Source organism: Pelotomaculum propionicicum (genome assembly GCF_004369225.1).
Taxonomy (GTDB): Bacteria; Bacillota; Desulfotomaculia; order Desulfotomaculales; family Pelotomaculaceae; genus Pelotomaculum_B; species Pelotomaculum_B propionicicum.
The window spans coordinates 97176-122754 of the sequence record NZ_QFFZ01000007.1; the positions used below are offsets into that span (position 1 = coordinate 97176).

At 46.7% G+C, this 25579-nt stretch carries 21 protein-coding genes; 13 read left to right on the forward strand and 8 right to left on the reverse strand.

Going from position 1 to position 25579, the window contains the following annotated elements:
• Positions 1 to 10: 10 nt before the first annotated feature.
• The 6 genes from adhE (at position 11) to Pmgp_RS05250 (ending at position 6943) form a co-directional block, all read left to right on the forward strand.
• On the forward strand, positions 11 to 2710 hold the full coding sequence (gene adhE, locus Pmgp_RS05225; RefSeq protein WP_134212921.1) for a bifunctional acetaldehyde-CoA/alcohol dehydrogenase: 2700 nt from the start codon (positions 11 to 13) through the stop codon (positions 2708 to 2710).
• Between the two features lie 351 nt (positions 2711 to 3061).
• The gene (locus Pmgp_RS05230) at positions 3062 to 3988 is read left to right on the forward strand and encodes a DUF2935 domain-containing protein (RefSeq protein ID WP_134212922.1); all 927 of its coding nucleotides are present in this window, start codon (positions 3062 to 3064) and stop codon (positions 3986 to 3988) included.
• Between the two features lie 160 nt (positions 3989 to 4148).
• A complete protein-coding gene (locus tag Pmgp_RS05235; RefSeq protein WP_243119735.1) occupies positions 4149 to 4742 on the forward strand; it encodes an HPP family protein in 594 nt (197 codons plus the stop codon).
• Positions 4743 to 4837: 95 nt separating this feature from the next.
• Positions 4838 to 5059, forward strand: a complete 222-nt coding sequence (locus Pmgp_RS20985) for a transporter substrate-binding protein (protein WP_486644360.1) — start codon at positions 4838 to 4840, stop codon at positions 5057 to 5059.
• A 343-nt stretch (positions 5060 to 5402) separates the two neighbouring features.
• A complete protein-coding gene (locus Pmgp_RS05245) occupies positions 5403 to 6728 on the forward strand; it encodes a phenylacetate--CoA ligase family protein (protein ID WP_134212923.1) in 1326 nt (441 codons plus the stop codon).
• 26 nt (positions 6729 to 6754) lie between these two features.
• Positions 6755 to 6943, forward strand: a complete 189-nt coding sequence (locus Pmgp_RS05250) for a hypothetical protein (RefSeq protein ID WP_153189186.1) — start codon at positions 6755 to 6757, stop codon at positions 6941 to 6943.
• A 378-nt stretch (positions 6944 to 7321) separates the two neighbouring features.
• Here Pmgp_RS05250 and Pmgp_RS05255 read toward each other — a convergent pair whose 3' ends face one another.
• The 5 genes from Pmgp_RS05255 to Pmgp_RS05275 are packed head-to-tail and all read right to left on the reverse strand — an operon-like array spanning position 7322 to position 13917.
• The gene (locus tag Pmgp_RS05255; RefSeq protein ID WP_134212925.1) at positions 7322 to 10444 is read right to left on the reverse strand and encodes a type I restriction endonuclease subunit R; all 3123 of its coding nucleotides are present in this window, start codon (positions 10442 to 10444) and stop codon (positions 7322 to 7324) included.
• Entirely contained in the window at positions 10441 to 11772 is a 1332-nt protein-coding gene (locus tag Pmgp_RS05260) for a restriction endonuclease subunit S (protein WP_134212926.1), read from the reverse strand. The genes Pmgp_RS05255 and Pmgp_RS05260 overlap by 4 nt, the downstream gene beginning before the upstream one ends.
• Positions 11769 to 12059 (reverse strand): GIY-YIG nuclease family protein, encoded by a 291-nt coding sequence (locus Pmgp_RS05265; protein ID WP_134212927.1) that lies wholly within the window; start codon positions 12057 to 12059, stop codon positions 11769 to 11771. The genes Pmgp_RS05260 and Pmgp_RS05265 overlap by 4 nt, the downstream gene beginning before the upstream one ends.
• Positions 12056 to 13663 carry a type I restriction-modification system subunit M gene (locus Pmgp_RS05270; RefSeq protein WP_134212928.1) on the reverse strand — a complete coding sequence of 536 codons (1608 nt, stop codon included), beginning with the start codon at positions 13661 to 13663 and terminating at the stop codon, positions 12056 to 12058. The genes Pmgp_RS05265 and Pmgp_RS05270 overlap by 4 nt, the downstream gene beginning before the upstream one ends.
• A gap of 38 nt (positions 13664 to 13701) precedes the next feature.
• Entirely contained in the window at positions 13702 to 13917 is a 216-nt protein-coding gene (locus tag Pmgp_RS05275; protein WP_134212929.1) for a helix-turn-helix domain-containing protein, read from the reverse strand.
• 316 nt (positions 13918 to 14233) lie between these two features.
• Here Pmgp_RS05275 and Pmgp_RS19650 point away from each other — a divergent pair, with 316 nt between their 5' ends.
• Positions 14234 to 14398 (forward strand): hypothetical protein, encoded by a 165-nt coding sequence (locus Pmgp_RS19650; RefSeq protein WP_192902794.1) that lies wholly within the window; start codon positions 14234 to 14236, stop codon positions 14396 to 14398.
• 642 nt (positions 14399 to 15040) lie between these two features.
• Positions 15041 to 15661, forward strand: a complete 621-nt coding sequence (locus Pmgp_RS05280) for a flavodoxin family protein (RefSeq protein WP_134212930.1) — start codon at positions 15041 to 15043, stop codon at positions 15659 to 15661.
• Positions 15662 to 16079: 418 nt separating this feature from the next.
• Here the strand turns inward: Pmgp_RS05280 and Pmgp_RS05285 are convergent, their stop codons facing one another.
• Both Pmgp_RS05285 and Pmgp_RS05290 read right to left on the reverse strand, forming a co-directional pair.
• Complete coding sequence (locus tag Pmgp_RS05285) at positions 16080 to 17270, reverse strand: vWA domain-containing protein (protein ID WP_134212931.1); 1191 nt, start codon at positions 17268 to 17270, stop codon at positions 16080 to 16082.
• Between the two features lie 18 nt (positions 17271 to 17288).
• Complete coding sequence (locus Pmgp_RS05290) at positions 17289 to 17864, reverse strand: hypothetical protein (RefSeq protein ID WP_134212932.1); 576 nt, start codon at positions 17862 to 17864, stop codon at positions 17289 to 17291.
• On the opposite strand from Pmgp_RS05290, the gene Pmgp_RS05295 reads away from it, so the two are divergent.
• The 5 genes from Pmgp_RS05295 (at position 17856) to Pmgp_RS05315 (ending at position 22382) form a co-directional block, all read left to right on the forward strand.
• On the forward strand, positions 17856 to 18203 hold the full coding sequence (locus Pmgp_RS05295) for a hypothetical protein (protein ID WP_134212933.1): 348 nt from the start codon (positions 17856 to 17858) through the stop codon (positions 18201 to 18203). The genes Pmgp_RS05290 and Pmgp_RS05295 overlap by 9 nt on opposite strands.
• Positions 18204 to 18453: 250 nt before the next feature.
• Complete coding sequence (locus tag Pmgp_RS05300) at positions 18454 to 18729, forward strand: YlcI/YnfO family protein (RefSeq protein WP_134212934.1); 276 nt, start codon at positions 18454 to 18456, stop codon at positions 18727 to 18729.
• A complete protein-coding gene (locus Pmgp_RS05305; RefSeq protein ID WP_134212935.1) occupies positions 18716 to 19105 on the forward strand; it encodes a type II toxin-antitoxin system VapC family toxin in 390 nt (129 codons plus the stop codon). The genes Pmgp_RS05300 and Pmgp_RS05305 overlap by 14 nt, the downstream gene beginning before the upstream one ends.
• Positions 19106 to 19227: 122 nt before the next feature.
• Positions 19228 to 21102 (forward strand): tetratricopeptide repeat protein, encoded by a 1875-nt coding sequence (locus tag Pmgp_RS05310; RefSeq protein WP_134212936.1) that lies wholly within the window; start codon positions 19228 to 19230, stop codon positions 21100 to 21102.
• A 161-nt stretch (positions 21103 to 21263) separates the two neighbouring features.
• Positions 21264 to 22382, forward strand: coding sequence for a tetratricopeptide repeat protein (locus tag Pmgp_RS05315; RefSeq protein ID WP_134212937.1), 1119 nt, complete (start codon positions 21264 to 21266; stop codon positions 22380 to 22382).
• 103 nt (positions 22383 to 22485) lie between these two features.
• On the opposite strand, the gene Pmgp_RS05320 is transcribed toward Pmgp_RS05315, so the two are convergent.
• Positions 22486 to 25347 (reverse strand): UvrD-helicase domain-containing protein, encoded by a 2862-nt coding sequence (locus tag Pmgp_RS05320; protein ID WP_134212938.1) that lies wholly within the window; start codon positions 25345 to 25347, stop codon positions 22486 to 22488.
• Positions 25348 to 25579 lie beyond the last annotated feature (232 nt).

The following is a 25579-nucleotide window of genomic DNA, read 5'->3' on the forward strand; positions in this document are numbered from 1 at the left end:
GGATGAGATATTGCCGAAACAAGATACGGGGAAGGACTCCGGGGATGACTGCGGGAGAATTATCGACGGCCTGGCTTTTAGGGCGCAGGAGGCGCTGCATAGATTTTTGGAACTTGGCCAGGAGGACGTGGACAGGATCGTCAAGGCCATGGCCCTGGCCGGGCTCGACAGGCACATGGAGTTGGCCAGGATGGCTGTGGAAGAAACGGGCCGGGGAGTTTACGAAGATAAAATTGTAAAAAACATTTTTGCTACGGAGTATGTCTACCACAGCATCAAGTACAGTAAGACCGTTGGTGTCATAAAAGTTGACGGGGAAGCTGAATACGAAGAAGTGGCGGAGCCGGTCGGGGTAATAGCGGGAATTACGCCGGTGACCAACCCTACTTCGACCACCATGTTTAAGTCCCTGATCTCCATGAAAACCAGAAACCCCATTATCTTCAGTTTCCACCCGGGGGCTCAGCGGTGCAGCGCGGCGGCGGCCAAAACGATGCTGGACGCGGCGGTGGACGCGGGGGCGCCCGAAAACTGCATCAGCTGGATTGAACAGCCTTCAATAGAAGCAACCAAAATGTTGATGGCTAACCCGGGCGTCTCTCTTATACTGGCTACCGGCGGGGCGGGCATGGTTCAGTCAGCCTACAGCAGCGGCAAGCCAGCCCTGGGCGTGGGGCCGGGCAACGTCCCCTGTTATATTGAAAAGTCAGCCAACCTGCAAAGGGCGGTTACGGACTTGATCCTCAGCAAGACCTTTGACAACGGAATGATCTGCGCCTCAGAGCAGGGCTTAATTGTGGACAGGGATGTGGCCGGGGAAATAGAATCCCTTTTAGTTGAGAACGGCTGTTACTTCCTGAATAAAACTGAAGCGGAATTGCTGGAGCGTTTCGCTTCCTGTAAGGAGAGCTGCTCCCTGAACCCGGAGGTGGTGGGCAGGCCGGCTGGTGTGATTGCCAGGATGGCCGGCTTTACGGTGCCGGACGGGACCAAAATACTCATAGCCAGGCAGGACGGAGTGGGCCCGGACCACCCGCTTTCAAGGGAAAAGCTGAGCCCGATTTTAGCCTATTACCTGGCGGAGAACGCACAGGAAGGAATCAAACTATGCGAACAGATGGTTGAGTACGGGGGAATGGGCCACTCGGCGGTGATCCACACAGCTGATGAAAAGCTGGTCGACGAGTTTGCCCGCAGGGTCATGGCCGGGCGGATTATCGTAAACGCCCCTTCCACTCATGGCGCCATCGGTGATATATATAACACCAATATGCCTTCGCTCACCCTGGGCTGCGGTTCCTACGGGAGAAACGCCACCACGGCTAATGTCAGCGCTGTTAACCTGCTCAACATCAAGAGGGTAGCCAGAAGGCAGGTCAATATGCAGTGGTTCAGGGTGCCGGAAAGGATCTATTTTGAAAGAGGTTCCATCCAATATCTTGCCAAGATGCCTGGGATAGAAAAAGTCCTGGTTGTAACCGACAAATCAATGGTTGAACTGGGCTACCTGGACAAAATTAAATACCACCTGGTCAAGAGGGAAAACAGGCCGGTCATAGAAGTGTTCAGCGAAGTTGAACCCGACCCGTCCCTGGCCCTGGTCACCAAAGGCCTCAAACTGATGAACTCTTTTCAGCCTGACACCATTATTGCCTTGGGCGGCGGGTCGGCCATAGACGCTGCCAAGGGGATGTGGCTTTTTTATGAACACCCTGAAGTTGAATTTGAGTTTTTAAGGCTTAAGTTTCTGGATATTCGCAAGCGCACTTATAAATTCCCCAAACTGGGCCGCCGGGCAAGGCTGGTGGCCATTCCCACCACCAGCGGTAGCGGCTCCGAGGTAACGGCTTTCGCGGTCATCACCGATAAAGGGAAAGACATTAAATATCCACTGGCGGATTACGAACTGACACCGGACGTGGCTATTATAGACCCGGATTTTGTTGATACACTGCCCAGCGGCCTGGCGGCCGACACCGGCATGGACGTGCTGGCGCACGGCATAGAGGCTTATGTTTCAGTGATGGCTTCGGACTACACTGACGCCCTTTGTTTGAAAGCGATCGAGCTGGTTTTTAAATATTTGCCGCTTTCCTGGCGTGAAAAGGACCCGGTGGCGCGCGAGAAGATGCATAATGCTTCCACCATAGCCGGGATGGCTTTTACCAACGCTTTTCTGGGCATCAACCACGCCCTGGCCCACAAGGTGGGGGGAGAGTTCGGCGTCACGCACGGGCGGGCCAACGCCATTCTGCTGCCTTACGTTATTGAGTACAACGCCGGCCTGCCCAGCAAGTTCGTTTCCTTCCCGAAGTATGAGCACTATATAGCACCGGAAAAATACAGGCAGATAGCCGCCCATCTGGGCCTGCCCGCCTTATCGAAGGAAGAGGGTGTACACAGCCTGATCGAAGCGGTGTCTGAATTGAGCCGCTCTCTCGGCATACCGGCCACGTTTGCCGAATTGGGCATAGACCGGAAAGATTTCATGTCAAAAATCCCGCAACTGGCAGAAAAGGCGTTTGAGGACCAGACCACAACCACCAACCCGCGGCTGCCTTTAATCAGCGAGCTGGCGGATATCCTCCGTAAAGCCTATAATGGCGCACAGGTTGACGCCGGAGATGAAGTCAGGATGGAAGATGAAACCTTGTATTCAACAACGGGAATTCAACCTGGTGCAAGTCCTGCTGACAGCACGTTGCAGTAGTAGCTCTGGACTGCCTACAAATGTAGGGTGCGACTTTAGTCGCACAAATGTTACCATGGTCTCAAAACGTTCGGCACGAACGCGCCTTGTTCGATTAAAACCGAACCTACAGATTTTCACCGTTGCTGTTGCCGCAACAGAAGCATGTTTTATCTGTCGGCAATCTAAATAACACAAAGTCCATGGTGTTTGAAATGACCTCCTGAGAATAGGGGGCATTTTTATTGCTCTATGGTTTCTTAGCCGGGACATTTCTATAAAAAAGCACCTATTATATGGCAAGGGAATAATATGATATACAATTTTGGTTGGATTTACATAGCAACGGGTACTCGAAAGGAGTTAATTCAAATGTTATCTAATGAAGATTTTGTAAGGCAATCGCTTGACTTAAACCTGTTCTTTTTAAGAATTATGAAGGAGCATTCCTTCTTCATCGAAGGAGGTTTTACTCCCGCCAATCCCGACCTGGCCAAGCAGGCGGATGCTTTTAAACAGCAATTCGAGGCTTTGCTAAAAGAGGCGGTATCCCTGGCGCAAAGATGTGTCGGCCCGGACGTGCTGACTTCAGGTGAAATAGTCACCAATTTTACACTGAACGCTGAAAAAGCGACCCAATTTTTCACCAGTATTCCGATAGACACCAGTATTACAGTGGCTGAGCTTGCTCTGACCAAAGGGGCGCAAACTTTAAATCTGCAAACGCTGGTACAGCAGGTGGCTGATTTGAATCAGAAAGCCATAGCAACCACGCAGTCCTTGATCAGTTTTAAGACTCTGGTGCTGGACAGTGTCCTGGCCTGCAGGCTGTTCACCTTTAACTACCCGCTCTTAATTGACCACATCCGCAGGGAAGCCATATTATTTACGGAATTGCTCACCAGGCTGCAAAACAGAGTTGCAGTGGATATAGCAACATTCGCTGTTGAACAGGAGTCTTTCTGGAACAGGATCATGGCGGAACATGCGAAGTTTATCAGGGGGCTTTTGGACCCTACCGAGGAGGCTTTATTCCAGACAGCCAACAATTTTGGCAGGGAGTTTGACATGCTGGCCGCGGAGGCCATGGCCGCGCACAACCAAATCAACCTGCTGCCGCTGGTTACCCGGGAAAGCCTGCGAGAGACCGTGGGGATAAGAGAATTCAAACGGCGGGGCACGGAGGGTATCCTGGCTTGCAAAATCAAGTCCATTATATTGCCGCTTTTGGCTGACCATGTCTTAAGGGAAGCGAATCATTACCTTCGCTTATTGAGAATCTTCAGTATGGTCACATAAAAGGGAGTTTTGAATTGCAGTCTGTGGGTTCGAACTCTTTGCCGGGTGTTTTCTAATTCAGCAGATAAATCAGTTGATAACTATTTTATTTCTAATTATCATAATAAAAAAGTACATTATTACCTAACTGAAAGATTTATTCTTTGTGGAGATGAGGAATTTGCCTAATAAACCTGTTGTTGATGCTGATAGTTCAATTGCTGACGGAAAAGAAAGAATTAAAATCAATATAGTAAGTACTATGAAGTCATATTTCAAAAAGATGCGTTGCAGTGAAAAATGCTGCCAGCCAGAAATAAAATGGGAGGAAGTTTGCCTCTCATCTATTGGCAGTTTTCTTGGTATAGGACCTATTGCCTTAGTTAGTATCCATTACAATGTACCACTGTTAATTCCTTCTTTTGGGGCTTCAGTTGCCTTGCTCTATGCAACCTGTCATATGCCCATGGCACAACCGCGCAACGTTCTGGGAGGTCATGTGCTTTCTGCACTATCTGGTGTAATTACTTTTAAATTGTTCGGCAGCGACTGGTGGGCGGTAACCCTGGCGGTTGCCTTTGCTATAACATTAATGCTGGTTACAAGAACATTGCATCCACCTGGCGGCGCTACGGCCTTTGTTGCGGTTTTTAATGGCCAAGGTTTCAATTTTATCTTTTTGCCTGTGGCTTTAGGAGCAACTGTACTTATTCTGGAGGCTCTTATATTTAACAATTTAGTATCTACACGCAAATATCCCCAATACTGGTTGTAAGAAAGTTTCTTTATAAAGACATGAATCAGGACATGACGTTGGACGAGATGGGACAGAACCAATAAACAGGCTTCGATCAAGGCAATTTCCCTGAAATTTTTCTTCCATGGCCAGGCGCTCTTCTTAACTGCTTAACCTCCGCCGGCCGCAAGGCGGTGCTGCCGGTGTTTGAACAGAACAACGGGCTATTGTGGTATCCGGTTCAATGCGAGGGGATGGAGGCTTCGCCAATAACATGGGTAAGCTCCCATTCAGATAAAAAGGATACTATTGTAAATAGAGCAACATACAACCATATGTTTTTTCTGTTGAAATAATAAGGTATACAACAGCAAGACAAGAAGACAGCAATTTGGGAAATAATGCCGGATATTTTTTTGGAGATTTTTCTGGTGTTTACTGCCGGAATTATATTGATTAGTATTAATTATTAATGCAATCGCAAACATATATTTCAAATTCTTCATTTAACAATATAAGATAAAATTAAAGCAGGAATAGTGAAAAAAATATCTTGCTAAGTGAGAATACTTTTGTTGAAGGTAAGCCGTTATTCTTTTGACCGCACTTTATAAATTTGAGAGTATTTAATATCCCCTTTTAAATCTCCTTATAAGCTTGTTTGCAGCAGCGATGGCTTTAATTTCGGAGGTGGTTAACATGCAAAGTCTGGATATCTATTGGAATCCAATTTTGGAAACCATGCCTGTGGAAAAGTTGAGGGAACTGCAGCTGGTAAAGTTTAAAAGGATATTTAAATGGGCATACGATAGATCCAGACTTTACCGGAAGCTTTATGACGCGGTCGGATTAACCCCCGAAGATGTTAGAACGTGGGACGATATCAGGAAAGTTCCGATGATTGAAAAAGAGAATTACCGGGAGGCCCAGTATAAGGAGCCGTGGCCTTACGGTGATTCTCTTTGCGTGCCTTTAGAAGAGGTCACAGTTTACCATCAAACCAGCGGCACCACCGGGCAACCGATATTTCAGCCTGATACATGGCAGGACTGGGAGTGGTGGGCCGAAACTTGGTGTCAATTCTTGTGGGCGATGGGTTTCAGGAATACAGACAGGGTTTTTCTTCCATTCGGTTACAATGTATTTGTTGCCTTCTGGGCCGGCCACTATGCTGCCGAAAAAATCGGTTGTGAGGTTGTCTCAGGGGCTTTACTTAACACCGAAGAAAGAGTACTGAAGATGAAGGAACTCAAGGCCACCGCTTTCATGGCTACACCTACTTATGTTCTTGGTATGGCGGACGCTTGCCGGAAACTGGGCATGGATCCGAGAGATTTGGGGATCAAGAAAATCCTGTGCGCGGGTGAACCGGGTGCAAGCGTTCCCACCACCAAGAAAAGGATGGAAGAAGCCTGGGGCTGTAATGTATACGACCATGTCGGCGCGACTGAAATGGGTGCGTGGGGATACGAGTGTAATTATAAGCCGGGTGGTTTGCATGTTAACGAGGGATTTTTCCTGGTGGAACTCTTGGATTTGGAAACCGGGGAACCAATTGAAGAACCTAATAAACTAGGGAAGATCGTTCTTACCTCTTTTGACCGGATGGCCCAGCCATGCATCCGCTACGACAGTAAAGACGTGGCTATGTGGAGTGAAAACAGCTGTGCCTGCGGCCGCACACACCGCGTATTTAAAGGCGGGGTTCAAGGCCGTACTGACCATATTACAAAAGTTAAAGGCGTACTGTTTAGTCCTGTATCGGTGGAAGAGGCTGTGCGCAGTATGCATCAGCTAGGTAACGAATATGAATTAATTGTTAAAAAAGATGGGGAAATAGACAAGATCATCCTAAAATATGAATTGGCACCCGGTTGTGAGGGCCAGGAAAAAGAAGTGGAGGCCGATTTGGCCAAAATATTGAGAATAAAGACCAACCTGAACTTTATCTTCGAAAGTCACCCTTATGGTTCCCTGCCCAGGTATCAAGTAAAAGCCAAGCGTTTTCAAGATCTCAGGAAGTAATCATAAAAAGGTGGCGATACATTTTGATGGAGAAAACCAAAATTCGCGAAATGGCTGATGTTATTGCTAAAATTAAACAGGAAGCGGAAAGTTTAAAAGAATTGGGCTGCAGCTGTGGCATTAAATGTGTTGAAATGAACGTTGTTAGAATGTCCGCAATGATAAAAATGCTGGAACTTGACATAACTGATGCCGCTGATATATTGGGGGCCTGACCTGCGCCGGCAATGCCCTTATTGATACAAGCAATTTTATATTATTTTATTTGGCGGATTCCTGGCGGTATAATCAATATCAGAGATCCGTCAAATGCTTATGTGGGCTAAATATATTTGACCTGCATAGTTATTGCAAACCGAATGGCGAAGGCATCGCAACGGCTTCTAGTGAAGGTTATGCCAATGGAAGAGTTAAATGTGTTATCCGCATTTGCTGGTCCGGCTGTACCATAAACCAGGGCGGGGAAAAGAAAAAGCAGCAATTAATCGATATGCTGGAATCTTTTAGCGAGAATATGGATGACCTTAAACTGCATTTTGAGATGGCTTACATGTACCTGGATATAGAGGAAATCGACAAAGTGTGGTCTTTGTTTATACCAATCCCAAATACTTCTCGAAGAATTTAAGCAGCTTTTCAATAATTCCCTGCTTCTTGACCGCCCGGGCACCGCCAAAGCGCGACACGGGCGGCATAATTTTATCAATGGCTGTGCCTGTTGTTTTCAACATACCGTCTCGAAAGGCGTTATCAATGAAACGCCGCGTTTCTTCAGGCTTTAACCTTTCTTCTTCTATAATGGCTGTAATATCCGCTTCTTTACGTTCATGCAAGAATTTGCGCCAATCCTCATCCACCTTGGTCGATGTGTTGACCTGTTCTATGAAACGCTCGATAAGCTCTTTCTTGCTGCGAAGCTCAATGCTAGAATTAATAGCCTTATCGATGGTTGTAAGAATAGTTTTATCCTTGCAGTTGGATTCTTGATATTTGGCCACAAGCATAAGGATGTAGTCAATGTTTACCTCTATCTGCCGGATCAGTTCAATCTCAAAAACAATGTCATCATTAATGGTTTCTTTGTCACCGTCAGCGCCTTTTCGGAATTCCTGGTACAGGTCGATATAGATGCTCTGATAGTCCTGAAAATCCCTTTCCGACAAAATTTCATTGCCTGCGAAGTCGTCGAAGGAAGTAAGGATATTCCTCAGCCTTAAAATTGCTCCATACAGCCGGATAAAGCCCTTTTGGGCTTCTTCGCCGATAATAGGCTGTCCAAGCGGATACTGCGTGGTAAGGTCGGCAATCAGTTCTTCATAGCCCGGCTTGTGCTCGCCTTTTTCATCATATCCGTTATAGTATTCGTTGTAGGTTTTGAGCAGTACAATACCGCCTGCGTCCTTGTTGCCGAAAAGAGCAATGGCCTTGTCCGTTGCCTCCTTCAAGTCGCGGAAGCAGACGATATTGCCAAAAGTCTTGACGCTGTTTAAAATGCGGTTTGTCCGCGAAAATGCCTGAATCAGCCCATGCTGCTTCAGGTTTTTGTCCACCCAGAGCGTGTTGAGGGTGGTCGCGTCAAAGCCGGTCAGGAACATATTGACCACAATCAGCAGATCAATCTCCCGGTTTTTCATGCGTAGGGAAAGGTCTTTGTAATAGTTTTGAAACTTGTCGGAAGACGTGTCGTAATTCGTATTGAATGTTGCATTGTAATCCCTGATCGCCGCGTCAAGAAAATCGCGGGAGCTCTGGTCAAGGTTGTCCATATTGAAGTCCTCGTCCGGCAGCAGCCCGTCCGGTTCATCCTCGTTTGCGCTAAAGCTGAAGATGGTTGCTATGGTGAGGTTGCGGTTCTTTTCCGCAATCTGCTTTTTAAACTCGTTATAATATCTTATCTCCATCGGAATCGATGCGGCGGCGAATATGGAATTAAATCCCGCCACGCGCCTGGTTTCACGCTTTTCAATGATTTTCTTTGGATTCTGCTTGTCGGCTTCTTCCCATTTGGCGGAAAATGTATAGAAACTGCTGCGCTTTGTTTTTTGATCGAAGTGATCTAGAACATAGGCAACAATTTCGCTGATCCGCTGTGGGTCTGCCAAGGCTTTTTCGCGGTCTATGGCATAAACCTTTTTGTCGTCTATGTAGTCCGGCATCTTGATGGTATTGATGAAGTCTATCCTGAAAGGCAATACATTTCCGTCATTGATGGCGTCCACAATGGTGTAGGTGTGCAGTTTTTCGCCAAAAGCCTGCTCGGTCGTCCGCAGCAGAGGGTTGCCGCCTGAACCGGCATTCGCGGCGAAGATCGGCGTTCCCGTAAAGCCGAAGATATGGTAGTTCTTAAAGCTCTTCGTGATGGCCTGGTGCATATCGCCAAACTGGGAACGGTGGCACTCGTCGAAAATCAACACGACGTGTTTTTTGTAGATGTCGTGCTGTTTGTTTTTGCGGATAAACATATCCAGTTTTTGAATCGTGGTGACGATGATTTTGTATTCGTGGGGATTGCCTTTTTCATTTCTGTCTTCCAGCTGCTGCTGAAGAACCCTTGTAGACGTGTTCCCGTTTGCGGCGCCCTTTTCAAAGCGGTCGTATTCCTTCATCGTCTGGTAGTCCAGGTCTTTGCGGTCGACGACGAACAATACCTTGTCCACATAGGGCAGGGCGCAAGCCAATTGTGCTGTTTTGAAGCTGGTCAGGGTTTTCCCGGAGCCGGTGGTGTGCCAGATATATCCGCCCGCTGCCGTCGTCCCCATTTTCTTGTAGTTAGTCGATATGGCAATGCGGGACAATATGCGTTCCGTCGCCGCGATTTGATACGGACGCATGACAAGCAGCAGCTCTTCGGATGTAAACACGCAATATTTGGTCAGTATATTCAAGAGGGTGTGCTTGGCGAAAAAAGTCCTGGTAAAGTCCACCAGGTCAGGGATGATTTTGTTGTTCGCATCCGCCCAAAAGCTGGTAAACTCAAAGCTGTTGCTCGTTTTCTTGCTCCTTCGGCGTTCGCTGCCGCTTTGCTCTTTAATATGCGCGCTGCGCGTGGTGTTGCTGTAATACTTCGTGTGGGTACCGTTGGAGATCACAAAAATCTGCACATATTCAAACAAACCCATTGATGCCCAAAAGCTGTCGCGCTGGTAGCGGTTGATCTGATTGAACGCTTCCCGGATGGCGACGCCGCGCCGTTTCAGTTCCACATGAACCAGGGGCAGCCCGTTCACAAGAATCGTCACGTCATACCGCGTTTCGTGAGTGCCGCCCGATTCCTCGTACTGGTTGATGACCTGCAGTCGGTTGTTGTGGATGTTCTTTTTGTCCAAAAGGTAGATGTTCTTGGTCGTGCCGCCTGCCTTGCCGTCAGGCAGGTCATCCCGGCGCAGTATCTGTATATGGTCATCCTGGATTTTCCGGGTCTTTTCTACAATCCCCTCATTGGCGTCGGCGATGCATTCAGTGAAAAACCTGTCCCATTCACCGTCCGTGAAGGTGAAGTCATTGAGCAGTTCAAGCTGCCTGCGCAAGTTTGCGGCCAGTGCGGCTTCGTTGTGGATTGCCAGGTATTCATACCCCTGCGAGGTCAGCAGGCGGATAAACTCGCATTCAAGCTCCGCCTCGCTCTGGTATTTTTCCGAGCGGACGCTGTATTCAGCGGCATATTCGGCAACAACCGTCGCTTCGTCGGTGCTGGCAACGATATTGTATGTACTCATGCCGTCACCTCCTTCCCGCCTTCCTGCCTGCCGGCAGGCAGGGCCCGCCTGCCCGCCTGCCGGACGGGCAGGTCGGACGGACGGGCCGGACAGGCAGGGCCCGCCTGCCGGCAGGCAGGGAAGGTTAATAGCTTATCCCGGTAATATTCATACTGCTTGCGCCTTGCCTCGATTTCGGCGGGCAGGCCGCTGGTCAGGTCGTTGCACAGGGCGTCGAAGCGGTCGAGGATAGCAACGATGCGTTCCTGTTCTTCGAGGGGAGGAAGGGGGATTGGGTAGCTTTTGATAATACCTGAATTTAAGTCGGAACGTGCTCCTTGTCCGAGTGCTTTCAGTTTTTCGTACTGACTGCTAACCCAATGAAAAACATAGCGATAGTGTGCTTTATGAGGGTTGATCTCCAAACAGCAACAGTGTTGATTGGTGGTCAATGGAATCTTATTAATAGCAGACCTTCCCGCAGTCGCTCCTGAAATTGCAATAATAACACAATTTTTCGGTATCCATTTGGCTGCTGAATTCTTTAACGCCGCTGGAGTGATTCGCATTTCGGTATCATAAATGTCCCCAAAACGCACTTCTTGTGTGCGAAGCCAAGGAATATCACCGCCATAATAGTCGGCGTGATTTGCCAGTGGCGTACCACCGGAATAGGTCTTTATTGAAATCTCTCCCAACGTAACAATCGGCACATCGTCGCCAAATGTCAGCAGATGGTTACGATAATACTCATATTGCTTTTTCCGCGCTGTAAGCTCCGCTGTAAGCTCCGCTGTAAGCTCCGCTGTAAGCTCCGTGAAATTGTCCAGTATCCGGACAATTTCACGCTGAACTGGAAGAGGCGGGAGAGGGATGCGAACCTGCTCAAGTTTTTGCGGAGAAACCTCAATGACCTTCGTACCATTCGCTATTTTCTTCTTTTGAGTAAAAAAAGCCTCTGTCTGAAAATAGTACGAAAGATATTTTGCATCTTGATCATGCTTGAAGATTGCAGAATGACCTCCGGTGACGATTTCTTCGTCGCCCAGCCAGGCAACACACTTGCATACATCCTCAATATTTTCACTTGTTATAGCAATTATCAGATCACCTGTATTCACTTTTTTCAGTTGCTTGGCTAGATCCGGCGATACAAATGACTTCGTTTCATATGCAAAAGCCCCATAATAGGTGTAAATCTGACCGTAATGGATGCACCCAATCCCGGACTCAGTAAAATCCTTCTTCTGCAACCCATTGCCTCGAATCATCGTGCCAAATTCCCCCAATGCCTTATACTCCACCCCATCAGGGCAAAGCTCGGCTATTAACTGTTCCAATCTGCTCATTGTATATCACCAACCAGTTTATTTTTCAACCATTCCCTACCAGTTCCTGATTTGAAATATTTCTCCCTTGCCGCAGCATCTTCTTTCTTGTCATATTCTTCAAAATAAACCAGTCCAATTGGTTTGTGCTGTTTTGTATATTTTGCTCCGGCTCCAGTTAAATGCTGATAATATCTGCGCTCTAAATCATCTGTAAAGCCTTTGTATAGACTACCGTTATTGCAAAGAATAATATAGACATACCATTTGCCATTTTCCCCCTGCGGAATATTTTGAATAATGTTCATTTTCCCCACCCCTGCCTGTCCGCCTGTCGTACGGACGGGCCGGCAGGCAGGTCTATTTCCGCGATGATCTTGGCAATTTCATCCCGCAGAACCTGTTCCCGCGCCACGATTTCCTCTATCTCGGCATTAAGAGCAACAATATCTATCTTTTCCCGCGTGTCCTCCTGCTCCACATAGGTGGAAACAGAAAGGTTATAATCCTGTTCTGCGATTTTGCTGTTTGGCACAAGCCTTGAAAAGTGCGCTATATCCTTTCTGCTCGTAAAAGCGTTAAGAATGGCGTCAATGTTCTTCTGCGTCAGCTTGTTGTTGTTGGTGACCTTCACACATTCCTTGGAAGCATCGATGAACAGGGTGCTGTTCTCGGCTTTGGATTTTTTGAGCACCATAATGCAGGTGGCAATGCTCGTGCCGTAAAACAGGTTGTCCGGCAGCTGGATCACACAGTCGATGTAGTTGTTGTCGATCAGGTACTTGCGTATCTTCTGTTCCGCGCCGCCGCGGTACATCACGCCGGGAAAGCATACGATCGCCGCCGTTCCGCTGGTGGCCAGCCAGGAAAGGCTGTGCATGATAAAGGCAAGGTCGGCCTTGGATTTAGGAGCGAGCACCCCTGCGGGCGAAAAGCGCGGGTCGTTGATCAGAATCGGGTCGCTGTCGCCTTTCCACTTGATGGAATAAGGCGGATTGGAAACAATGGCCTCAAAGGGCTCGTCGTCCCAATGCTGCGGATCGGTCAAGGTATCGCCAAGGGCAATATCAAACTTGTCATAATCTATATCGTGCAGGAACATATTGATACGGCACAGGTTGTAGGTGGTGATGTTGATTTCCTGGCCGAAGAAACCCAGACGCACATTTTCTTTGCCGAGGATCTTGGCAAACTTTAAGAGCAGCGAGCCGGAGCCGCAGGCAGGGTCATAGACCTTGTTAACCCCGGTTTTTCCCACAAGGGTAAGGTGGGTGAGCAGTTCGGAAACCTCCTGCGGCGTATAATACTCGCCGCCGCTCTTTCCGGCATTGGAAGCGTACATGCCCATCAGGAACTCATAAGCGTCGCCGAACGCGTCGATTGTATTATCCTTGTAATCTCCCAGTTTCATTTCAGCGACGGCATTCAATAACTTGGCCAGCTTTTCATTGCGCTTTGCCACTGTGCAGCCCAGCTTGTTGCTGTTGACGTCAATATCGTCAAACAGGCCTTTGAAATTATCCTCGCTGTCCGTTCCTTGTGCTGATGCCTCAATATTGCTGAATACGCGTTCAAGGGTTTCATTTAAGTTTTCATCGTCTTTGGCGCGGGCACGGACATTCTCAAAAAGCTCGCCGGGCAGAATAAAGAAGCCTTTTGTCTTGACCAAATCCTCGCGCGCCTGTTCAGCCTCGCTGTCGGAAAGCCTGGCATAGTCAAACTCAGTATTGCCGGCTTCCCATTCCCCGGCATTAATATAGGCGGTAATATTTTCCGATATGTAGCGGTAAAACAGCATACCGAGGACATATTGCTTAAAGTCCCAGCCATCAACGCTGCCTCTGAGGTCATTGGCGATATTCCAGATCGTGCGGTGCAACTCCGCTCGTTCCTGTTCTTTCCTGTTGTCCATTTTTAATCTCCTCGCCCATAGTATTTTGAGCGCGAATGCTACTTCGCGCGTTCCAGTTCAGAAATAATCTCAGCCGATACGCCATTCTTAGTGCAATAATCCAGCATCCGCATTCTTGCTAATCGGCTTGGCATGGTGTGACTGTTCTCCCAGCGGTTAAGCGTGGAAAAGCTGACATTCAGATCGCGGGCAAGCTGTTCTTGCGTGAGATTCAGTTCTGTCCGAATCTTTTTAAGTATTTCATCAAGCGCCATTCGCACGCCACCTCCATATTATGGATATTATAGCATATGCTATAGCGGCAAACAATGCGGTTTTACTGCATCCCATAATGAATATTGCTTTTCATAACACCACAGAAAAGACTTGCTATCTGTTGCGCCTCAAGGAATTAAAACTGGGGATAATTTTTCTTGCCTTTATCAAAAACCAGAGGCCAGAGGTACATACAGAAACATAAATAATTACAACCAGTATTTATTAAATGATAAAAATCTTGAATTAAAAGTTGGATGAATACCCAACTAATTCGTTCCAACAAATTATTTCATAGACTGGAGCGAATGGGCAGTGGATAGAATGAAGAGTCATGGGGCAGCGCCACTTGTGCCTTTGACGGTCTTTACAGTAGCCGTGGTAAGCCATGATATGACCGGAAGGACATACAGGAACGCCATCTTCATTAAAGGTAAGATCACCGTTACGAGAAAGATTGCCGGAGGTTCGTTTGTTTAAGTCGATAACAGCGCTCATGTCAAAATGGTGCAAAAGCTCATAAATAGCATAAGCATCATGGGCTGAAACACCTTAAAAACCCGCTAAATAGCGGGTTTTTGGACAAATTATGGTGTCGGAGGCGGGACTTGAACCCGCACGGTCTCCCATACGCCCCTCATGGTGGCGTTACTTCGTGGTGGGTTTTTTAAGTAATTCTTTGTGTTTTATCCTGTCTATAACACCTATAAGGATATTCTATCCTACCCAAGGAAATATATTTATAAATTTCCATGGTCTATTGTTGGAAAAACAAGTTTGATCATAAAATCTTATATTTATAACTAATAAATGTTATCGATAACGTATATTATATTTCAGATTTTGTGTGTGGTAATCTATAGTAGATATATCTATTTTGGCTAAAAGACTAACCAGATTACTTCTAATGCATTTTTCAAAATAAAAAGATGCTATTTTTCGGCTCTTCGCTAGATCGCGTTGGTTCACTGAAAAAACAGCCATCAAAGACATACGCTGGGCAAGTTAAAGTTAAAAAGGAGAAAGTGAGTTGCAATAATTAATTCAAGCCATGGCCCCTGCTATAATTGACCTGATTAAGCAACAATTTTTGCCCGAAAATTAAAAAGGAGTGTTATAAATATGAAAATACTTGCAATCAACGGAAGTCACCGCAAGGGGAAAAATACAGCAACTCTTCTTAATACAGTTTTAGACGAAGCTGCTGCGCTGGGTGCTTCTACTGAGTTATTGGAACTGTCTGACTTAAATATTAAATTTTGTGCTGCCTGCAACAAATGTCTAAATAAAACCCAATGTTCTATTACTGATGATATGGCTATTGTAGAAAAAAAGTTATTGGCGGCGGATGGTATCTTGCTGGGCTCTCCAGTATATTGGGTCAACGTTACTACTTTAATGAAAAATTTTATGGATCGTAGCCGTTATTTGCATTTATACAAGAATGTACTTGATGGTAAGGTAGGCGCAGCCTTAACCACTGCCGGATTGCTTTATGGCGGACAAGAAACCACATTAAAAATTATGGAATGTTTCTTGCAGTTTCATGGACTGCACGTAGTGGATTCCCGCGACCCGAATGAAGCGATTATGGCCCCTCTTGTGGCAGGTTCACTCATGGAAGGCTTCAAGGATGGCAAGGTAATCTGGCGGCGCAATGCTGTCGATGATGAATTACTCGCTACGTCCTGCAAACAGTTGGCGCGAAATATGGTAAAGCTAATCCGCCAATTGAATAAGTAATGCATTAAAATTCCCAAGTTTCATATTGTTAAATCCTCGTATCAAAAAACTTAGTTTACACTGGTTTTTGCTTTTCCCATACACTTTGTTATTTGACGCTTAGTGCGCCAGTTCGGTGCTTGATATTCATTCAAAATAAAGCCCTTACCAACACAAAATATTACCTTGCTTGTTGATAAGATAGTTATTATGGAAACAGACGAAAGTATAACCGGCCGGAGCTGGATATTGAGATTGTCTGGAATGCGCCGTTTATGAATATCAAAATTACAGGGAGGCTGTGTGATAAATACAGCCTCCCATGCATTTTTATTAGTTGGATTTAGAGGAGATGAAGTCGTTAGCCTCCTATGCCGGTTTATCCCGGTACTTTCGAACCGTCCCCTGTCGGAGTCCCCTTGTCGCGCTTGAAGGGCGCCTACTCTAAATACATGTAGGCCACGTTACCGAAGTGGGGAATGGGTTGATTTTCTCCGGTAAGGACCCATAGCACGGGGTAGTGGGGCGGGTCCTTGGGTAAGGTTGCGTCTCCGTCGGTCAGTAAGACCATCAACGACGGGCTGATGCCGCGTTTTTCGATTTCCTGAAACAAGGGCCGGAAGTTTGTCCCGCCGCCGCCTTTAAACTGCATCGGGATATTGTCCGGGTCAAGCTCCTGGAAGAGTTGGACAGCCGTGTCACAGTGGGCGATATAGCCCTTGAACTCCGGGTAGGAGTAGACAATATTGACCATTTCCGAGATGAACTGCTTGTAGAAACGCCAGACCGAACCGGAAGTATCAATGGCCACAACGACCTCTTCCAGCCCTTCGCTGCCGAACTCCGGCAGGAATACATAGTCGAAACGCCGGTCGGGCGGGATGAAGGTGTAGTCCGACCGGGTCGGCTGGACAAAGGAAGCCAGAGCCTGCTTCCAGTCCAGTTTGGGGTACAGGATATTTTCGATTATCTGTATCATACCGGCGGGCAGGTGGCCTCTTTGCCGGGCGTCCTGGGCCGCCTGGGCGGCGCGCATCTTCCAGGTCGAAGCCTCCGCGCTGGAGTCGGTGGACTCGTCCTGTCCGCTCTTGCTCTTACCCCACCTGGAATGGTCGTCCAGGAGTTTGCCGTCAGGCTTTTTATCCTGCTGGTGTTTATCCGGGCAGCTTTGCCCTGACGGGGAGGCATTGCCCGCCTCGCCCTGGGATTTAGGCGGCAGTTCCTGGAGCAGGATATTGTAGACGGCATCTGCCGTCATGCCTTTAAAACGGTCGGATATGAAAACGCCGGGCGGAAGCTGGAGCCCCTGTTCTTTAACGATTTGATTTACGACATAATCGCAGGCCATGTCCCAGAGATCCTTGTCCCGGGTACCCCGCCGCCAGATGTGCTGGAGAACCGCGTGCATTACTTCGTGGACCAGGGCGCCCATCAACCGGGCGATACCGCCGGTATTGACCAGGCCCTGTACAAAATCATCGTGGTAAATCAGCTCAAAACCCTCGGTCCTCATGGTCGGAGTGGACGGGTCCTCCCTGGGCTGCAGGAAGAGGGCCAGGGAGCCGAAGAAGGGATACTTCATGAGCATCCGGGCCCTGGCCTTGCCGATCAAATAATGAGAATCCGGCACTGGCGCACCTCCCAATTACTAATCTGCTCCCACCAGGACATCCGTGTTCCTGGTCAGCCAGTCGCGGAATTCAGGCAGCATAACCAGTTCAGTCCGGAGGTTGGCTTTCACGGCGTCATTGATCGCCAGTACCTGGTACTCGACCATCAACATGGAGATAAAGGCAAAGAAGTTGCTCAAACGGGCCGTGGTTTTATTATTGGACAGGCTGCTGACCAGGGCCGCGATACAGGCGTAAATCATATCGGGGGAATCCGGGACTGTTGTCGTCCTGCCGTCCAGGATCTCGTCCGCGTCGGGTATCTGCTCCAACATCCGGCAGAAGGCGGTAAATTCAGTGGCGGGGCCTTCGCCGACCGCCCCGCAGATAGCCGGGAAAGCCCTGTCCACCTGACCGTAGGAGGGGAGGATCTTGTGGACGAACTCCCAGCTGCGCGGGCTGGGGAAAGCTTTGATTTCAGCGGCCTGGTTGGGAAACCGGTAAAGCAGTTCAGGCCTGAAGTTCAAAAAGCTGATCACTCTATGGTCAATCCTGTTGGGGAGCGCCCAGCGCTTCCAATCCTCCAGCGAGCAGGTAACTTCAAAGTGGATCATCCTGTTGGCCAGCGCCGCGGGCATCTGGTTGCTGACGCCTTTATCCTGGGCCCGGTTGCCCGCCGCCACCTGGCGCCATCCTTCCGGCAGGAGGTATTCACCGACACGCCGGTCCAGGATCAACTGGTAGGCGGCAGCCTGCACAGCCCGTGGGGCGGAGGTAATCTCGTCATAAAGTATGATACCTTCCGCGCCGTCGCGCCCGACATGGGGCAGGAAGGAAAGCAGATAGGCTTTGAATACAATGGGGCCAACCGCATGACCAGGAAAAACCTGGACGGAGGGAAGTATTTTACTTGCCTGATAGTGTTTTACCTAAATATGTTTAATATCTCATAAGTAAAATGATGTAATAAAATAAAAAAACGTGGGTTTTAATCCCACATTTTTGATGTTTTGGTGTCGGAGGGCTGACATTATTTTATCCGCATACCGATAGATAGGTAATTTAACAAAGCCCGTTCTTCTTCTGTTAGCAAGCCGCAAATGGAAGAAGGGCGGGCTAGTCTTTGTAGATCTCCCCTTGCAAAAGAATAAAGCAACATATATACTTTAAATAAAATATGTATATACAGGTGAAGGTGAAAAAATGGAGACTAAATTGACGCCCATTAGATTTCCTGCCGAACTCTTAGACGAAATTGACAAGTATATAGAAGATGGCAATAGAAGTAAGTTTATCATTGACGCTGCCCGGAAAGAACTCTACCGGCTAAAACAAAGGAAAGCTATCTACAATGCGGCTGGTATTTTTGTCGAGAAGGATTATCCTGAACTAAAAACATCTGAAGACACTTCGAACTGGGTAAGAAAAATAAGAGAGGAATCTGAAGCCAGGAGGAGAGATCTCTTTGACGAAAAGTAACGGTTTTCTTTTGGATACAACGATTCTGATAGATTTATTCCGGGGCCGCCAGGAGGCCATAGTTTTTCTGGACAAATTATCACAGGAAGGTTCTCTTTTTGTTTGCGCCATAGTGGTGTCAGAAATATTTTCAGGCGTCCGCCCCGCGGAACTGCCAAAGGTTGAAGAGTTTTTTGAAGCAATGGGTTACATTCAAATAGATTACAAGACTGCAAAAAGAGCCGGCTTGTACAAGCGGGATTTTCAGAGAAAGGGAATAAACCTCAGCGTCTCAGACACACTTATTGCCGCAGCTGCTGTGGATCATGCTCTTACCCTGGTTACGAAAAACGTTGGATATTTTCCAATGGAAGAGTTAAATGTCATTGAACACTAAAAATACAGGACTTTTTAGACGAGGACGGGTTCTACCGGCGCTGACAGGCGGAAAGACCGGAGAGTATTTGTAGGAGCCGAAGGGATCGAGTTTGTAACATTTAATATTGGGAGTGGAATTACATGGACGACTATATTCAAAGGCTTGAAGAAAAAGGGCGGAAGTACCTGGAAGGAGGCGATTACGGGAAAGCGGTCAAGACTTTTAACAAGGCGCTCGCCATCCGGGAAAACCATGTTATCCGCAACAACCTTGCAATGGCTCACTACCTGGCGGGAGATTACGATACATGCCTGCGATCACTCCAGTTAAACCTGGCAGACGGCGCCATCCCCAACCCCTATGCCCACAGCCTGGCCTGCCTGGCCCTGGTCAAAACCGGACAGCTCAGGGCTGCCAGGACGCAGCTGGAAAAAGCCATTAAGGAAATGGATGAAGGAACTCGGGCACTGGCCCGTTCCGGTAAGCCTCTCGCTCCTTGGAACGAGTATGCGGTTATTGTTCTGCGTGCCGCCGGCGCGCTGCAAGACCATAGACTGGTCTACGAACTATATAACAAGTGGCGCGACCGGCAAAGTAACTGGGAGAGCGCGTATTTTGGCGGAGTGGCTGCGTTCAACCTGAAAAAGTACCGGCAGGCGGCTAGCTGCTGGGCTTCCATAGCCAATGTCTGGCGGCCGTTTATGACTATGCAGCGTGTCGCCGTGCTGGCGGACAGAGGGAACATACCGCATTTCACCCTTGAATATGTCCATTTCGACCAGGACAAAATTATGAAAATGGCCGAAGGTGCGTTAGACGATCCGGTCAAAATGCGGCAAATGATCAGCGACAGCACGGTCAGACTCTTCTACCTGACCATTATTCTTGAAGAAGAAATGGATATAAAACTGAGAAAATTATTCTTGTCATACATAATCCGGTACGGAGGGGAGTGGGGCTGCCGGCTGGGCAAGGACTGGCTGCTGTCGCCGGCCATAAACGACGAATTAAAGATTACAGCTGCTATGGCTCTTGTCGAAAACGGAGTTTTGCAGCCTGGTGAACCCGTGCAGATGTATATTGACAACCAGCAGCGGGAGGTATACCTGCGGGAGTATATCTTTAGCCCCGAAACAGAGGCTAAAATGGCCCGGGTTTACGAAAAGGCCATGAACCTTGCCAGGGGTGGCAAGGTTAAGGAGGCCGCCCGCCTGCTGGAAGTTCCCTTGCTTGAAGAAGGAAACGCCTATCCCCCGGCCATGATTTTGCTGGTCCGGCTGTACCATAACCAGGGCGAGGAAAAGAAAAAGCAGCAATTAATCGATATGCTGGAATCTTTTAGCGAGAATATGGATGACCTTAAACTGCATTTTGAGATGGCTTACATGTACCTGGATATAGAGGAAATCGACAAAGCTGTGAAGCACGTTGCTGCAATAGAATCAAAACGCCCGCCGGCGGAGAACAAAGAATTTGAAAAGATGCTGTCTGAGCTGTTGATGAAAATCTATATGGAGAACGAGATCAATGTATACAGTGATTTCATGATCCAGGAGTACCGCCGGCAAGTCGAGGACAAGCGCCTGGCTATATCCCCCAGCTTGACCCAGGGCATGAAAAACATGCCGGCCAACTGGCTGAGCGCCGCTTGTCAATCCTACTCGCTGGCGCCGGAACGCCTGCGTAACGACCGGGAGCGGCAGATCACCGCTTTGTTGCAGGAAGAAGAAAACCTCCAAAAAATTATCCAGGGCATGGAACCAACGGGCCAGGAACTTCTCCGCTACCTGCTCCAGCGCGAGGGATGGAGCCGCATCAACACGCTAACCCGTAAATTTGGGTCAATGGATGATGACGGTTTCTACTGGGAGGACGAGCCACCCGTGTCAACACTTGGTCAGCTCTGGCTCCGCTGCCTGATTTTTATCGGGCGGGCGAAAATCAACGGACGCAATACGAAGATAGCCGCCGTCCCAAATGAGCTGCGCCCGGTGCTTTGCCGGCTGTTGAGCTAAGACAGGGGCTGAGCTTGCCTTCCATCAATAGACAGGGAATAGCTAGCTACCTCTATTATGGTTATGGCCAAAAATAAAAATATTTCATAGAAGGCGCGATTACTCTTAGCCGGGGACAGCGGCGCGGGACTAAAAACTAGTTGGTTAAAAGGAAAGTGAAAATGGCAATCAATAAAAAATACGGTATTAACCCACGCTTAATCAGTCTGATTACCGGAAAGGATCTGTCCGAAATTCCTGACAGCCCGACTGCTTCCATGCTGCCTGGTCATTATGGAAGAATTGTCGCCAGGAAAATGGACAAGTTTTCGCGGGAATTTCCTAAAAATGTTCATAGTCTTACCTGTACCAGTTGTAACCATAAAGGCAATTATGACCTGGGCTTGGTAGTAATAGATAATAAAAAGCTCAAGAATTTGAGCCAGGATAAATCTATAGACGGAGAAATCGAATCCCCAAGTATAATGGATTGTATCCAGGCCACCGGGTATTTTCGCTGCCGCCAGTGCAACGCGGCGGGTTACTGGAAGTTTTCCGCCAAGACTGAAATGGCTTTTTACATCGGCAGTATTTCTGCCGCTATATTTGATAATAAAGATGCAAGCAAGCAGTTGTTTACTTACGGAGTTCTTAACCTGGCTGACGGTAGCCGGCATCGCTGGGCGACGGATGCAGAGGAACATTATTTGAATAAACTGGCCGGGCAACCTGAAGATTCTTTTACCTGGAACCGGCTGGCAAATTCTTACCTGAAGGGCGGGCGGCCAGACCTGGCAGCTGTGGCTTTCGAACAGTCTTTGAAAATCGATCCTGCCCAGATGGAATCTCTTTATTCCCTTGGCAAGATACTTCATGAGGCGGGTGAAGACGAGGCGGCTGCAAGGTATCTGCGCCAGGTGCTGATTAATGCCAAGCGGTATGGACGGATGAAAGCGGAAGATATGCGCGACATGTTAACGAGTACAATGGAGTATCTTCTTATAATATATGACGATTTTGAAAAATTCCTGTCTGCTCTGCCGAAGGCGCAGGATATGCTATTGCCTGGCGAGACCCTGAGCGATTCATGTGCAATTGGGTTTATGGATCTTACTATATACCCTGATGATTACAAAAGTTTCTATCCGTTGGCCGAAATGTATATGGGAAAACGTCGTGACGAGTTGGCTGACAGAACGTTTTGCAAGAGTATATCTAAAGCCGACAAAAACCTCCTCTTTCCAGAAGGGAGAAGAGAGAAAAAATCTGGTAAAAAGAAGAAGAAAAAAGGAAAGAAGTAACAGATGCGCAATAATTATTAGTTCACAAAACCCTCCTGCGCAAGAACCGGGGCAGTGAGTTATCCGCTTGCTTGGACCGGAAATCCAAGAATGGACAAAGGGCTTATTGGGGAGAGTCATTTGAGGCGCAAATTGTTATATTGGCTATATTTCTGCAACCTTTTTGTGTCCTGTCATAATTTGTGCATCCATAAAACCTGCTTTCATCGTTTTTGTTCTTCTTCACTATCATGTAGCCATCGGCGCATTTAGGGCATTTATATATGTCATGTGGCGCCACCCGATCATTTGTCATAAAATCACATATCTCCGGCTCATTGGTACACATGTAAAGCGGAATGCCATAGTTTTTATTATTTTCATATTTAAGTGGAGATCCGCAAATAGGGCATTTCAAGGTATACCTTTCGACTATTTCCATATTTATATTTGCATCGTGCGGGATATCGAAATCCTGTATAAGCTCAATTACAAAGCGGGACGGCCTTTTTCGCGGCGCTATCATATATACTCTATTTTTTGTGCGTGTCATAGCAACATAAAAAAGCCGCCTTTCCTCCGCATATGGCACAGTATTATCCGTATATGTAACCAGTTTCATTATCGGATCGTCTTCAAGCTGTGACGGAAACCCGAACTTTGCCTCCATCATATTAACAAGTATTACATTGTCAAATCCGAGTCCCTTCGAACTATGGGCAGTTAAAAAAGTTATATTCGTATACGGGTATTTTAAACACCTTATTCTAGTCTTCTTTATCTCTTCGAACTTCCCGGAACGGACGAGATAATCCAGGTCATAATTATATCTGCCGATCATCAGTATTGATGTTTTACGCCCATATTCAGCTACAATTTTCCCTACAACTTCTTCGATTTTTGACGCCCAATTTTTATAATAATTTGAGGTATCTTCAAAACACTCGACAATAACCGGGTTTTCTAGCCGTTTTGGGGATATAAGACGTTTTTTAATCTGTGACGGGTTTTTTTGAACGAAGCTGCCGGCAATGTCAATAAGCTCCTGTGAATTCCTATAAGTATGTGTAATCTGCATTTCCTTTCCATTGCCCATAAGCTCTAAAAACTTTTGAAAAAGCGTGATATCAGATCCGGCAAAAGCGTAAATTGACTGCCAGTCATCACCTACAGCAACAACTTTAGCCCCTGTTACATCGACAAGCGATTTGGTAAGGTTGAATCTTTGACGGGCGATGTCTTGAAACTCATCAATAATAATATATTTATATGACGGCTTATAATTGGACTGGCTTATTTCATACAAAATTTTTTCAGCATCGTTGATCATGTCAGAAAAATCAATCTGGTTGTTTCTTCTTAATTCATCTTGGTAGTACCTGTAGACCTCTTCCGCTATGTCTAAAAAAAGGAGGCTCCTCACATTATCAGTTTTATTTCTAAGCACTTTAAAGCCGGCCTCATCATAACCACAGGTTTTATACTTTTCTATAAATTCAATCATGAACATAATAAGTTTAAAAACATATTTGTCTTTGCCTGTTTCCGTCAGTTTTCTATAGACCTCTTCATTATCGCGGGGCTTCAAGATAAAGCCGTTTTTATTCAGTTCCTCTTCTAGATGTTCTATAAGGGAACGGTTATCATTATACTGGCACCAGGTCTCAATAAGCGCTGTTCCTTTTAACTTATGCAATTTTCTTTTGTCAATAATATGACGTATATACTTTTCCAACTGAGACTTATTGTAAATATCGCTTTGGAAATTTTCAGTGATACCAAAATGCTCCAAATAGCACTCATTTTCACCCTGCTTTATAAAGAAGTCTGGTGTATACATCTTATTTGCACCGGGCACCGGGTATTCATACGGTCTTTCATACTCATAATCAATACTGTTTAGATATAAAAAATTAGCTATCTGCACCTCCTGGACGGACCTCAAAAATTCGCCGGTGATAGTTCTCGTCTTTTTTGTTCTCTTATTCGCAATCGTTTTTATATAATCACCAAGCCTGCTTTTAATTGTTTCATAGTCGAGACTTGCTTTGTAAGTGCAGTAATCATTCAGCGAATTAAATTTAAAAATGTCTTCCGGTATATCAAAATAAAAGCCTAAAAATTTAACAAGATTTGAAAGTAACCGTTTATTGTTAAAAACTCTCTTCTCAAGATAATCAATAATAATGCTATAAGCCTTATAGTTTACATTAGGCGGCACATCGCTGGATTTACGAAGTATTTCATAGCCGAATGAGTGAAAAGTGCATATTTTTACGGGGATATTGAGTTTGCAATTAATCCGCTCTTTAAGTTCATCAATAGCCTTATTTGTATATGAGATTACAATAATATCCTTTGGCGTTACACTTTGCTTTTCAACCAAATATTTAACCTTGGCCGCCATTGTGGTTGTTTTCCCGGCGCCGGCTCCCGCTATCAGCAGACAATAATCTTCATCGGTCAAAACAGCCTTGCGCTGTTCATCGTCTAATCTGACATTAGCGTCAACCGACTTTAAAATATTATCAAAGTATTCTTTGTATTCTATTAGTTTTTGCTCTATAAACTTTTCATTAAATCTATCAACTTTTTCATAGAAGTCCTCCATCGCTGAGACGAATCGGTTGCTTTGCTCAGCATTAAAGCCTATGGAAACAGACATATTTGCAATATATTGTTTTACCATAGGGTCTTTAAGCACACCTACATAATAAGCATAATTTTTATAAAACCTTTTCGCGGTGGAGGACGGTATGTATCTTTGCGTGTTAAAAATTTCATTATAATCTTTGTCAAAAGAAATCAGCATATTACGCAGGGTTTTATAATCTTCAGCAGGATCATTATTTTGTTTCTCTACCGGGATGATCTTGCCTTGATTGCTCATTTGTGTGAAATATGCCCTGGGCAAACCGCAGTGCGGGCAACACTCGGCCTTATCGGATATTTGCTTTTTGCATTCAGGGCAATATATCAAAGCCATAACCCGCGCGCACTTCCTTTAAGATCGTTCATGATATTAGGCGCTTAAGGCGCCGTAAACGACAACATGTTGTCTAAAGCTCGTTGCCGTGTTATACAGCGATACCGAGCGTTACAAAAGTTTTGCAGAGTTCTTTCTGAAGATTTTCGTAATGAGTATCAAGAGCACATATTTTTTTGGGTTTTGGACCCCGCCGGAATTTTCCCATAGAAGCAATGACCGGTTTAAAAAC